Source organism: Psychrobacter faecalis, from assembly GCF_016107575.1.
Classification (GTDB): domain Bacteria; phylum Pseudomonadota; class Gammaproteobacteria; order Pseudomonadales; family Moraxellaceae; genus Psychrobacter; species Psychrobacter faecalis.
Map to the genome: position 1 here is coordinate 48,570 of NZ_JABAST010000018.1, position 12,458 is coordinate 61,027.

A 12,458-nucleotide genomic window follows, 5' to 3' on the forward strand; every position below is an offset into this window, starting at 1 on the left:
TATAGAAAAGTAGAGAACTGGGTTTAATTATTTATTCAAAGAGTTTTATATAAAGAAAACTTTATCAATAAAAACTAAAAAAGCTGGGTAAGTACCCAGCTTATTATAAAACATTCTGATTATATTATATCAAATTATATAGAAACGTAAAGTTATTCAACCTTTTAGCCTTTATCTAAAGGATAGTGTATTCAGACTACAGAGACATCTAAAAGATTGAAATAGCAACTTTAGTCGTTGACGCTTAGCCTTTTATCGACCATTTATTGACTAAAGGAAAACGGCGTTCACGGCCAAAGGCTTTATGGCTGATTTTAGTCCCAATCGGCGCTTGAGCACGTTTGAATTCGCTATTATCAACCATCTTAATCACCTTAGCGACCAAATCGGCATCAAATCCTTTATCGACAATATCTTGATAGCCCATATCTTCGTCGATATACGACATCAAAATACCATCTAGCACGTCATAGTCTGGCAAGCTGTCTTGGTCTTCTTGATCAGGACGTAGCTCAGCCGATGGCGGACGTATGATGACGCGCTCAGGAATAACTGGCGTGTCTTCTAAACGGTTGCGGTAGCTGGCAAGCTTATAAACTTGCGTTTTATAAACGTCTTTTAGTACGTCAAAACCACCTGCCATATCACCGTATAAAGTCGAGTAACCAACTGCTAGCTCTGATTTATTACCCGTAGTGATGACTAAATGCCCAAATTTATTAGACAAGGCCATTAGTACCACACCGCGAGCGCGCGCTTGGATATTTTCTTCGGTGGTATCAGCAGGCGATTTGTTAAATAATGGCGCTAAAGTATGACGGATGCCTTCAACGGCATCAAAAATCGGGCAAACCGTATAAGAAACGTTTAAGCGGCGCGCTTGCGCTTGCGCGTCCTCTAAACTGATTTGAGAAGTATATTCGTACGGCATCATTACCGCATAAACTTTATCAGCGCCCAGCGCATCGACAGCGATACACAAGGTTAACGCAGAATCAATACCGCCCGACAAGCCAACGATAATACCAGTAAAGCCGGATAGGTTGACATAATCACGCAAACCGACGACCAACGCTTGGTACATCTCCGACTCGCGGCTCAATGACAACGGCGCTTTTGTTTGCGTATCGAATTTTGCGGTTTTTACGTCAAACGTCGTCAGCATAAGCTGATTCATAAAGCGCGACGCTTCATGAGCAACGCTGCCGTCAGATTGGATGGCCATAGAGCCGCCGTCAAATACCAAATCATCCTGCCCGCCAACGGCATTAAGATAAATAATCGGCAAGTTATTTTCGCGGCTACGTTTGGCGAGCATGGTTTTACGATTGTCTTGTTTTTCAATTTCAAACGGTGAGGCATTTAAGCAGGCCACAAGGTCAGCACCTTGTTTTTTAAGCTCGGCAATCGGACCTTTTTCCCACAAATCTTCGCAGATTAGCAGACCAATGGTGATGCCTTTATAGTCAAATAAGACTTGATTGCGACCTTTATCAAAATAACGACGCTCATCAAAAACGCCATAATTTGGTAAGATTTGCTTATGATAAAAGCCTTTTTGATGACCGTTATGCAAAATCGCAGCCGAGTTAAAGGTACCATGATGATCGACATGCGGATAGCCCACGATCATCACGATATCATCGATATCACTCAGGCTAGACAGCGCGCTTTTGACACGGCCAGATAGGCTAGGACGTAGCAGCAAATCTTGCGGAGGATAGCCTAATAAAGCAAGCTCTGGGAAAATGATGACATCAGCGCCTTGCTCACGGGCTTGTAGGGCAAGGGCGCGCATTTTTTCAGCATTGGCGGTGATATCGCCGACCAAAAAATGCGATTGTGCTAACGCAAAAGTAACGCTGTCTTGCGATTTAGAGCCTGTATTGGCCTCGTTTGACGAATTAAAGTTGGGATTGTCAGTATCTTTGGTGGTGTCTTTTGACATTGTTATTGTTCCTATCAATAGGTTGTGTAAATGTATTGAATCTAGCTGGGTTTTAAATAAAACCAAAGCAAAATAGGTTATGAAAGTAATGCAAAATATGAGTATGCACTTATGCCCCCATATCAAGGCTCATAAATCGTGAGCCTATGCTGAGCGCGGCACTTGGATAGCCATTAATACAATGAATATCGGTATTACTAAAATATGCGGCGCTGCTCTAAATGGTAGTGCTTAAAACCGCTTAGAATAGGGCAATCAATAAAGGTTTTCAGAAATAGTGTTAATAACGCTAGGGCTGATTTTGCTATAAACCAATAACAGCAAACCTGCTTAACAGCGTTTAAATGTGCAAATTAATCCCTTTAGTATAACATCAATTGTCTGCACAAATAGAACTGCACAGTGATTTAGCGCGCAAGTTGTCAGCGTACAAGTAATTAAAAAGCAGATAAATAACTATTGTTTTAAAGCAATGATTCTAATAAGGTATTTTTGAAAGTACCTATTAATACTTAATAATATTGGTGCCGATAGCGTGCAGGTAATTGTAAGTAAAGATTACAACATAGCCTTATTTATTTGGCAGGCTTTGAGGCATAATAAGCCGTTATTATGTTTGGGCTTACTCTTCTAAATATAGAGAAATGGCAAGTTAAGAGCGATTTTATGAATCACAATTATTTTTATAGATGAATACTGTTTTTTATAACCAAATAACATGTTTATAAAAGCGCGCTATGGTACGGTAGCGCTATTATTAGACTTATTTTCCGCAATGATTTCGCCTAATTTATGAAGCAAATATCTCGCAAAGCTGACAACGTAGAATTTATAACGCAACACACTCGCTAAGGGATATAAATAATGGACACGGTCTGTGATTTTTATCCACCTATTTATAAACGTTACAGCAGCGCCAAATTGGCTGTCTGCTGCCCGCTCTTGGTTTATACGCTATGATCGAAAACTGGACAAAAGAATTTATTATTCAGCGCTTATTGGCTATTACTTTGCTGGTGGTGCTGATTGTATTGTGCTTTCAAGTCGTACAGTTTTTTATTGTACCGGCACTGTGGGCAGCGATTTTGGCGTACGTCACCTTTCCTATTTATAATTTTTTTCATCAGCGCGTTCGCTTTAGCTCAAACTTTAGCGCCGCTATTATGACGGTGAGTATCACATTGATGATAGGTCTGCCGCTCGTTGCTGGTATCTTTATTTTGCAGCAAGAAGCCTTAAGCCTGATTAGCAACTTAATTTATCGTATCAAGGTTGGCTATTTGGATGTGCCAGACTCTATCAAGGACTTACCCGTCATCGGACAGCAAGTCAAAGATGTGTTGTGGAGAATTAATAAAAACCCAGAAGGCACGCTAGAGGCCTTTCGTCTGTGGGTACAGTCGCATCTATATTATGGCAAAGTCGCGTTCGATGTCGTTTTCAGTGGTCTTGCCAAAATGGGGATGGCGCTGATGACGCTGTTTTTCTTTTATCGCGATGGTACCAGTTTGGTACGTCAAATCCGCCAAGCCTTACGCAATATCATTGGCAATCGCATCGATGGTTATATTGATTCGGTCGGTACGACCACGCGCGCGGTAGTCTATGGCATTGGTTTGACCGCATTGGCTCAGGCTTTGCTCGCTGGTATTGGTTATTATTTCGCTGGTGCACCAAGTCCTATTCTACTGACCATTGTCACTTTTATTATCGCTTTAATCCCATTTGGTACGCCATTTGTTTGGGGCGGGGTATCGATTTGGTTATTAAGCCAAGGTCATACCGTAGAAGGGATTGGTTTGGCGCTTTGGGGTATACTGGTTATCAGCTGGGTTGATAATCTTATACGTCCTATCGTCATCAGCGGTGCGACCAAAATTCCTTTTATTATTATTTTCATCGGAGTATTGGGCGGTCTGACGGCGTTTGGTTTTGTCGGCTTGTTTATTGGTCCTGTGGTATTGGCAATCGGCCTTGCAGTATGGCGTGAATGGATATCGCAGCATAAGAATGATTTATTTGCGCAGCACGAAGATATGCTTGCTGACGCCCAGCTGCAACCAAAAGTTACGGCACAAAATAATAAAGACGAAAATATTGTTTCTACGGATTAGGGTATGTGCTTAATTTAAACAGCAATTTAAAAACTATTAAAACCAACCTATAAAAAATACACCTTGCTAATCCAGCAATCATTGATAATAAACCTTTAGAAATAGGGATGTTTAAAAATGCCACATGCGAGCGCTTCAAATAATGAAAATATGCGTCCTCTAACTATCGTTGCTGATAGCAATATCGCTAGCCTTGATGAGTTTTTTAATGCGTCGACGCTTGGGCAACATAATAAACGACCAGTAAATATTATTAGCGTTGCTGGGCGCGCGATCAATGCCGATTTGCTTGCAGAGTGTCAACCTGATGTGCTGTTGATACGCTCGGTGACGCCAGTAGGCGAGCCGCTATTGGCAAACAATAATAGCGTTCAATTTGTTGGTTCGGCGACGATTGGAACCGACCATGTCGATCAAGCCTATTTGGCAGCGCGCAATATCACCTTTGCCAATGCCGCAGGTTGCAGTAAGCACTCGGTTGCGCAGTACGTATTGACCGCTATCTTAACTTTACGTCCGCAATATTGGCAGCAATCGACGCCGCCCGCGACCTTGGGCATTATCGGACTGGGTAATATTGGTAGTACTCTTGCGCAATATGCCCATGATTTAGGCTGGCAAGTATTGGGTTACGATCCGCTACTGCCTGCATCGAACATCAATAACGCCAGCTTTGAGCAAGTATTGAGCCAAAGTAATGTAATTAGCTTGCATGTGCCGTTAACCGATAAAAAAGATGCCACTAATCCTAATGGTAGCGACTATCCAACTCGTCATTTAATTGATAAAGAAGCATTGGCTGCGATGCCAGTAGATACTTTGTTGATTAATAGCGCGCGTGGACCAGTGATTAATGCCGGTGATTTGCAGGCAGATATTGCCCGTACTGGACGCCAAGTGGTGCTTGATGTGTTTGAGCATGAGCCTGAGATAGCGGAAAGTTTGCTATCGAAACTTGCGATTGCCACAGCACATATTGCTGGCTATACCTTGGAGGGTAAGCTCCGCGGTACGCAAATGATTTATGATGCGCTGTGTGAAAAATTAACAGTGACCCCTGTGCAAACCATGCATAAATTGCTGCCACTCAATATGTTTTTATGGTCTGAATTAAAGGCGCATCCAGATAGATTGGTGAAATTTTATGACATCATGGCAGATGATGCGGCACTGCGAGATAAATTAATAGACGGACAAATAAAGGGTACTGACTTTGATCAATTGCGCCGAGATTATCATTTACGTCGCGAATGGCAGTTTTAGAAGACAACCAGCTTTAAAGATTAAAACTCAATTTCAAAGCCTATTTTAATTATTTGATTTTTTATTCGAAAACTACAGTAGAGAGTAATGACCCAAGCAAATAACCTTTCCTCTAAACCCAGTTATGCGCCAACGATGACATTAGCGATGGCACAAAGGCGCGCGCAATTTATCAATGCTATTCGGCAGTTTTTTGCCAGTCGCCACGTGCTTGAAGTGCAGACGCCGTTGCTCTCACAAGCGGGTAATACCGATACCTTTTTACAGTCGGTAGCGGCGCAGGTCACGTATCAAGATAAACCTTGTACCTATTATCTGCATACGTCGCCTGAGTTTGCCATGAAGCGCCTACTTGCCAGCTGGCAGATGCCCATTTATCAGATTTGTCCGGTATTTCGTGATAACGAGATAGGCGTGCGCCACAATATTGAATTTACTATGCTTGAGTGGTATCAGCCGAACTATAGTCTAGAGGACATGGGCACTGAATTGGGCGAGCTATTGGAAGCGCTTTACGGTTATCCGATTGTGCTAAGCCATTATCGTTACGTCGATGCCTTTATGGATTTTGTGGGTATTCATCCCTTAACGGCGAATCTTGCCGCGCTACAAGCGGTGGCAGAAGACAAAGGTTTAACAGGGTTTGATTTTAATAGTGCAGAAAATGGTGCCAGCAATAGTGAAGAAGATATTCGCCAAAGTTGGTTAGATTTATTGTTTAGTCATGCCGTCGAGCCAAATTTGGGGCACGATTTGCCGACATTGATTATAGAATATCCGCCTGCGACGGCAGCACTAGCAAAGACGGCCATCGATAAAGACGGTAATACAGTTGCCAAGCGCTTTGAGCTGTATATTAACGGTATTGAAATTGCCAATGCTTATGATGAGCTGGCGGACGGGCAGGCGTTAAGAGCGCGATTTGAGCGTGATAATCAATTGCGCAAGCAGCATAATCTGCCGCAAATGCCAATCGATGAGCATTTATTAGCAGCATCTGATGACTTAATACCTTGTAGCGGTATCGCTGTCGGTATTGATAGATTACTGATGGTCATCACAGGCGCTAGCAGCTTAGAAGACGTCATTCCATTTCCAAGTGGCCTAGCTTAGTTGCTTGCTAGTAGATTTTGACATAGTCGCCAATGATTAAAAAACCCATAAGAAAAAAGCGCGTAAACCAGGGCTTACGTGTTTTTTTATTTTTGTACTTTTTATTACACTACAAACTACTTATTATTTGTTATAGCTTTTACTTACTAAAGTTTAGCCAGCGCTGCATCGATGGCAGTCTCACCATTATGCATACTAAAGACTTTTTTAATCGTATTATCAGCATTAAGTACCGCTGCTAACGTCATGGCCACATCTTCAATAGCGTTTTCGCCCGCATTATCATCATTAATAATGATTTTACCCGTACCAGCGCGTTCTTTTAGCGCACCTGCTTGTACAATGGTGTAATCAAGACTGCTATTCTTAACCAACCACTGATCGGCGTAATGCTTAGAGATATAGTATTCTTTTAAATCGGCAATACCAGGCTGGTTCCATTTACTGGTATCTAAGGAAAATACCGTGCTTAGCATGATATAGCGTTTGATACCTTTATCTTGAACCGCTTGCATCGTCTTAACCGCGCCATGCAAATCGACTTCTAAGACATCTTTCCCACCAGAGCCGGCAACAAAATAAACCGCATCGATATCTGATTTAATTTGCTGTTGAATGGCGTCTTTCTCAGCAGTAATATCTAAATCTAACTGACTATAATTGTTATCGCTAAATAATTTTTCATCTTGACGGGTTGTGCCAATCACTTGATGGTTATCCGCTAATAGTTGTTTAACCAAATCAGAACCCACTCGACCGCTAGCGCCAATTACTAATATTTTCATTATCATTCCTATTATTATATGAATTTTATATGCTTTATCTTTATTTAAAGATTTATGTTTTAAAACTGATTATTCAAGAACCGTTTAATCAAAAACTATTTTTTTAAAATAATTTGTTTTAAGAGCTGCATATAGCCTAACAATAATGACGAGCACACTTCGTTATGAAGCGTGCTGATTGCATAGTGTTTGGTTATGGAGTGTATAGGGTTTGCAAGAATGGACTTTGTGAAGGTTAATATTTAGAGAGATAAGAAATTTTTTAAGAAGTTTTAAAAAGTAGGGTTTTCAAATTGATAAGTAAAAGAAATGACTGCACCAATTAACGAACCAAGCGATTAAGACCATCGGCAAAGGCTTTCTTGTCGCGGTCGCCGTAAGGTTTATGCCCGCTCATTTCTTGCAATTCAAGCACGCCTGTACCGCGCATGGTATCCATAAAGTCGCGCATATTGAGCTTTTGCTTGATATTGTTTTTATCATAAACCACACCGCGGGTGGTCAAAACCATACCGCCTTTATCCAAAATGTCATTGGCCAAAGGAATGTCGCTAGTAATGGCCAAATCACCTGGCTGGATTTGCTCGACGATATAATCATCAGCTTTATCAAACCCTGACGGCACCACGGTCATGACAAGCAGCGGTGATTTGCGCAATTTAATCGGCTGATTGGCAACAAATATCGCCATCGTTTGGGTACGTTCAGCCGTTTTGATGATTAAGTCTTTAGCAATCAATGGCACCGAATCGGCATCTACCCAAATCTGCATTATTTCTCAGCCTTATCGGTCTTTAATAATGCCTCTGCTAAGGCATCTTTTTGACTACCTTTCACGTCACTTTTAGTATTTTCTAAAGTACGCTCAGTTTCGGCATTGGTAGATTGCTCTGGTACAGATACAAGTGCTTGCTTATCGGTCATGGTTGGCGCCAGTTTTTTATCAAGCCCCACTTTATTTGGTAAGACGGCAACCAGTTTTGCTAGCGCAGGTTCTAAATCCGCCACGTCATTTGGCATCAAGGTGATATGGGCAATTTTACGGTCTTCGCGCTCAGCCTTATGGTAGCTATGATAATGGGCGCCATCGATATTGAGCACCGCGCTGATATCAGGATATTGACCTAAGACGTTGAGCATAATTGCTGGATGGACGTTGTCGGTATCGCCTAAGGGCAGATTGACCACCGCGCGGATATGGTTTTCAAATTGACTGGTAATCGCACCTTCGATACTCCAGTGTCCAGAGTTATGGACGCGCGGAGCAATCTCGTTGGCTAGCAGATAATCGTTACCGCGCGCATCTTTACTCACAAACAGCTCAAGCGCCATCACACCGACATAACCCAAGTGATTCATCACCGTGGTAATGGCATCGGTTGCTTGCTGAAATAAATGGCTGGTACCAACGGCTGGGGCGCGAGTTTTGGCTAAGATACCATGATGATGGTGATTTTCGACCAAATCATAGCAGCGCACCTGACCATTTTGCGCGCGTACGGCAATGATAGACACTTCACGGCTAAAGTTAATAAAGCCCTCTGCAATTAATGGCGCAGGCGTTGGGGTTAATGAACCTTTACCGCTAACCGCGTCTTTTAGCTCATGCCAAGCGGCTTTGATATCGCTGTCTTCTTTGATGACAAACTGACCCTTACCATCATAACCGCCGCGGCTGGTCTTGAGCACTATCGGCAATCCTAGCTCAGCGCAAGCTTGCTTCAATTCAGCTTCAGAATTGACCGCCATAAATGGTACGGTGGCGATATCAAGCTCATTAAACATGCCTTTTTCTTTTAAGCGATCTTGGGCGATATCAAGGGCAAGCGGTGGCGGAAACATGCCTTGTTTGCTGCCTGATTTTGATAGATGCGCTAACTGCTCGACAGTCGCCGTTGGCGTGTTTTCAAACTCTAAAGTAAAGACGTCAGCTGCCGCGATAAATTCATCTAATTGCTCGCTAGAAAAAACTTTTCCGTAAAGGCTGGCAGGGCAGTCGGCGTTGTCTTCTAAAAACACGCACTGATAACCGAGCGGCAGGGCAGCTTGGGCGAGCATCATACCAAGCTGACCGCCGCCTAAAATACCGATGGTACGGATGGTTTGGGTAACAGGATAAGCATTGGCGGTAGTCATGGCAGGCTCTTTACATTTAAAATGAATAAGGATTTTTAGTAAATGATTGGCTAAAAATTAAGGTTAGAAATAGGAAAAGGTGCACCGTATGCACCTTATCTTTAGTAAAACTCATTTGGCTATAAATATCAAGTTTAGCGCATGGTAAGTATCAAATATTACTAGCAAGAGTATTGATAACAGCAGTTTTTGCTAAAAGGTTAACTCATCTTGCTTACTTTATTGATTAATAATACCGGGTGTTGGACTTGCAAGAATGGTCTCTGTTTGCGCTTGACGCATGTTATCAAGCTTAGTGGCAAGCGATTCATCATGCAAGGCCAGCACCTGAATGGCAAGGAGGGCCGCATTATAGGCACCAGCAGTACCAATGGCTAAGGTGCCAACAGCCACGCCCTTTGGCATTTGCACGATAGAAAGCAGACTGTCCCAACCGCTAAGCATCGATGATTTAACAGGCACACCAAACACAGGCAGCGGCGTTTGACTGGCACACATACCGGGCAGATGCGCGGCGCCGCCCGCTCCAGCGATAATCACCTGCAAACCGTTATTTTTCGCGCTTTTGGCATAATCGAACAATCTATCTGGCGTACGATGGGCTGACACCACTTCACATTCAAAGGCAATATCAAAGTCAGCAAGCAACTGCGCCGCTGCACTCATGGTCGCCCAATCCGACTGCGAGCCCATGATAATGCCAACTTTTGGTTGACCAGCAGGGGAGGTAATGGGGCCGTTTTGCTCAATAGCAGCGTTTTGTGTAGTAGGGTTCACAGTAGCGGAGGTGGTGCACATGCTTTGATATCCTCAAAAAGACCATCATACAAAAGTTTTGCTGCCTTCGTAAAGCCAAGTTTGTCGTTTAATGTCAAAGCTGACTAAATAGCAGTTTTTTATGTCGCGGTTTTATCGATTTATAATGGGCCTTCATCATGGCGATATTGCACAAAGTTACTGGCTTTCAATGGTAATGGCAGCTCAGTATCCAGCTGATAACAGGTCATATAACCGCTATCTATGGCTGCTGAATAATCGGTGCAAACCACTTGGTTGCTCAATGGTTCAGGATTGCCAGTGAGCCAATAATGCCCAACAAACACGGGTTTGTGCGTTTTAAGGGCAAATTCAATGTTCTCTGCCATGGCATCGTTTGGAATCTGCGCCAAGCCCGATTTTGGCGCACGGGCGATTTCATGTATAGGCCGCTTATTTAGCTCATCAAGCCACCAGCGCACGCGTACTTGTGAGCGCGCTGCACCGTCTTTATCGACCATAACCAAACCTTCAGGTAACGCAGTTTCCACACCTTTTAACACACGCTCAAGCGCCTCATAGGCGGGGCTATGTTTTTGTGAGCTGGCAATGACCGCTTCGGGGGTTAGGCAATTATCAGTAGTTAATAAAGGTTTTAATACCGCCATGCTATCGACATCCCAGCAAGCGTGGACAAAACAGGCATAATCGGTCTCAAGCCAAAGCGGTATCTCATAAAAGCGCTGCAACCAGTATTGATGCGCTTCTGAGCCAAAGGACACTTCGGCTAAAAACGCTTCATGTTGGCGTACATGAACATCGCTATGCGAGCGTAAATAGCGCTCGGGCTGCTTTGGGTCAAGCATCGCAAAAGCCAAGGCGTTGTATTCATGATTGCCCATCACCGCATCGGCCACGCCTGCATCTAGCATCGCAAAAACAATTTCAAGAGTAGCTACCTGCTGCGAACCACGGTCAATCAGGTCACCAATAAAGAGCGCCCGATGCCCTAACGGCGGTACAAAGTGGCTGCCATTATGCACATAACCCAATTGTTTTAGCAGCCCAATCAACTTGTCTGCATAACCGTGAATATCACCAATAATATCTATAATCATAATTCTTTATCAAATTCTTAAACATGTTGTTAAATACAAATTAGGGCAAAACTTCAAACGTTATCAATTAGCAAATTTAAAACTAAAGATTCTAAAACTAACCGCTCTAAAGGCCAGGCGACAATAGCGCATTTAAAAAGTGTGGCAAGACGCGAGGTTCTAAAATAATGGTCGCAATCACTCCAAATGCGCCGCCCCACATATGCGCCATGTGATTGATATTGGAGCCGCCGCGTTTATCGGCGTAAATACTATAAGCGACGTAAGCGACAGCAAAAACTATCGCTGGAATAGGAATAATGGCGAATAGATAAATTTTTTCCCACGGAGCCAGCAAAATAAATGCAAATAGCACCGCTGAAACCCCACCCGAAGCACCAAGGCTCAAATAACTGGCGCTTTTTTTATTTTTAAGATAGCTTGGCACCATGGCAATCACGATAGCCAGCACATAAAAAACCACAAAACCATAACCGAATAAAAACGGCTGATATAAGCCTTCAATAGCCCGGCCAAAAAAGTACAGGGTGAACATATTAAACAGCAAGTGCATCGCATCGGCGTGAATAAAGCCGTGGGTCACAAAACGATCCCATTGACCGTTATTCACCGCCGGCGGATAAAAAATCAGCCGATTAAACAGGGTTTTGTTTTGCCACGCCAATAAACTGACAATAACCGTAATAATGATAATAAGCGTCGTGTGGTTGAACAAAGGAGAGTCCTTAGGCCGAGCCTGATAGGGGGCAGTGTTATAGAGCGTAGTGCTTAAAGACCAAATAAGTTGGATAAAAAATAACTAAATATGGATGCTGAAAATAGCTAAGGCTTACACCAACAGTAATAACAGTAATAACAGTAATAACAGTGATGCTAAGGCAAAAAACCAATAGACGACAAAATTATGCTTTAATAATCGTTTATATTGAATAATATTACAGCGTAACAGGCAACTAAGTAATGCTTCGTATACTGACCGTAACGTTTAACGACAGAATAAATATTTACCAAAAATAAATCATTAATCGGTGATATTTATCCAGTTTTACGTTTGTTGAAATTTTAAAAAAAAGGGTGGTGTGTCAGAAAGTATGCTGAGGAGATGAAAGGAGGGTGACAGCCGAAGCAAGATGATATATTTGAGGTTATGAAGACACAAATAGATATCAGTTGCCCCGACTGTCACAGTCCCAGTTTTTCGATACACGGCAAAAAAAGCTATGGC

10 protein-coding genes are annotated in these 12,458 nt (G+C 42.8%); 3 read left to right on the forward strand and 7 right to left on the reverse strand.

What is annotated here, in order from left to right; genetic code table 11:
* Positions 1–244 precede the first annotated feature (244 nt).
* Positions 245–1,948, reverse strand: a complete 1,704-nt coding sequence (locus JFC07_RS07405) for an NAD+ synthase (protein ID WP_102077573.1) — start codon at positions 1,946–1,948, stop codon at positions 245–247.
* A gap of 956 nt (positions 1,949–2,904) precedes the next feature.
* Between JFC07_RS07405 and JFC07_RS07410 the strand changes: the two genes are divergently transcribed.
* The 3 genes from JFC07_RS07410 to epmA all read left to right on the forward strand — a co-directional run bounded on the left by JFC07_RS07410 (position 2,905) and on the right by epmA (position 6,438).
* Positions 2,905–4,062 carry an AI-2E family transporter gene (locus JFC07_RS07410; RefSeq protein ID WP_068406415.1) on the forward strand — a complete coding sequence of 386 codons (1,158 nt, stop codon included), beginning with the start codon at positions 2,905–2,907 and terminating at the stop codon, positions 4,060–4,062.
* Positions 4,063–4,212: 150 nt separating this feature from the next.
* Entirely contained in the window at positions 4,213–5,325 is a 1,113-nt protein-coding gene (locus JFC07_RS07415) for a 4-phosphoerythronate dehydrogenase (RefSeq protein WP_068406459.1), read from the forward strand.
* A gap of 87 nt (positions 5,326–5,412) precedes the next feature.
* Positions 5,413–6,438, forward strand: coding sequence for an EF-P lysine aminoacylase EpmA (gene epmA, locus JFC07_RS07420; RefSeq protein WP_068406417.1), 1,026 nt, complete (start codon positions 5,413–5,415; stop codon positions 6,436–6,438).
* 146 nt (positions 6,439–6,584) lie between these two features.
* Here the strand turns inward: epmA and JFC07_RS07425 are convergent, their stop codons facing one another.
* From JFC07_RS07425 to JFC07_RS07450, 6 genes are all read right to left on the reverse strand, one after another.
* On the reverse strand, positions 6,585–7,223 hold the full coding sequence (locus tag JFC07_RS07425; RefSeq protein ID WP_068406419.1) for an NAD(P)H-binding protein: 639 nt from the start codon (positions 7,221–7,223) through the stop codon (positions 6,585–6,587).
* A 322-nt stretch (positions 7,224–7,545) separates the two neighbouring features.
* The gene (locus JFC07_RS07430) at positions 7,546–7,995 is read right to left on the reverse strand and encodes a YaiI/YqxD family protein (RefSeq protein ID WP_102077572.1); all 450 of its coding nucleotides are present in this window, start codon (positions 7,993–7,995) and stop codon (positions 7,546–7,548) included.
* Positions 7,995–9,359, reverse strand: coding sequence for a 5-(carboxyamino)imidazole ribonucleotide synthase (locus tag JFC07_RS07435; protein WP_068406426.1), 1,365 nt, complete (start codon positions 9,357–9,359; stop codon positions 7,995–7,997). The genes JFC07_RS07430 and JFC07_RS07435 overlap by 1 nt, the downstream gene beginning before the upstream one ends.
* A 219-nt stretch (positions 9,360–9,578) precedes the next feature.
* A complete protein-coding gene (gene purE / locus JFC07_RS07440; protein WP_082894341.1) occupies positions 9,579–10,157 on the reverse strand; it encodes a 5-(carboxyamino)imidazole ribonucleotide mutase in 579 nt (192 codons plus the stop codon).
* A gap of 119 nt (positions 10,158–10,276) precedes the next feature.
* Positions 10,277–11,233 carry a metallophosphoesterase gene (locus tag JFC07_RS07445; protein ID WP_068406431.1) on the reverse strand — a complete coding sequence of 319 codons (957 nt, stop codon included), beginning with the start codon at positions 11,231–11,233 and terminating at the stop codon, positions 10,277–10,279.
* A 106-nt stretch (positions 11,234–11,339) separates the two neighbouring features.
* Positions 11,340–11,948, reverse strand: coding sequence for a rhomboid family intramembrane serine protease (locus tag JFC07_RS07450; protein WP_068406432.1), 609 nt, complete (start codon positions 11,946–11,948; stop codon positions 11,340–11,342).
* Positions 11,949–12,458: the final 510 nt, after the last annotated feature.

What these genes read in the sequence shown, in the direction of transcription:
- JFC07_RS07425 (WP_068406419.1), bottom strand. Translation starts at nt 7,223, where the DNA reads ATGAAAATATTAGTAATTGGCGCTAGCGGTCGAGTGGGTTCTGATTTG.
- epmA (WP_068406417.1), top strand. Translation starts at nt 5,413, where the DNA reads ATGACCCAAGCAAATAACCTTTCCTCTAAACCCAGTTATGCGCCAACG.
- JFC07_RS07415 (WP_068406459.1), top strand. Translation starts at nt 4,213, where the DNA reads ATGCGTCCTCTAACTATCGTTGCTGATAGCAATATCGCTAGCCTTGAT.
- JFC07_RS07445 (WP_068406431.1), bottom strand. Translation starts at nt 11,233, where the DNA reads ATGATTATAGATATTATTGGTGATATTCACGGTTATGCAGACAAGTTG.
- purE (WP_082894341.1), bottom strand. Translation starts at nt 10,157, where the DNA reads ATGTGCACCACCTCCGCTACTGTGAACCCTACTACACAAAACGCTGCT.
- JFC07_RS07435 (WP_068406426.1), bottom strand. Translation starts at nt 9,359, where the DNA reads ATGACTACCGCCAATGCTTATCCTGTTACCCAAACCATCCGTACCATC.
- JFC07_RS07410 (WP_068406415.1), top strand. Translation starts at nt 2,905, where the DNA reads ATGATCGAAAACTGGACAAAAGAATTTATTATTCAGCGCTTATTGGCT.
- JFC07_RS07405 (WP_102077573.1), bottom strand. Translation starts at nt 1,948, where the DNA reads ATGTCAAAAGACACCACCAAAGATACTGACAATCCCAACTTTAATTCG.
- JFC07_RS07430 (WP_102077572.1), bottom strand. Translation starts at nt 7,995, where the DNA reads ATGCAGATTTGGGTAGATGCCGATTCGGTGCCATTGATTGCTAAAGAC.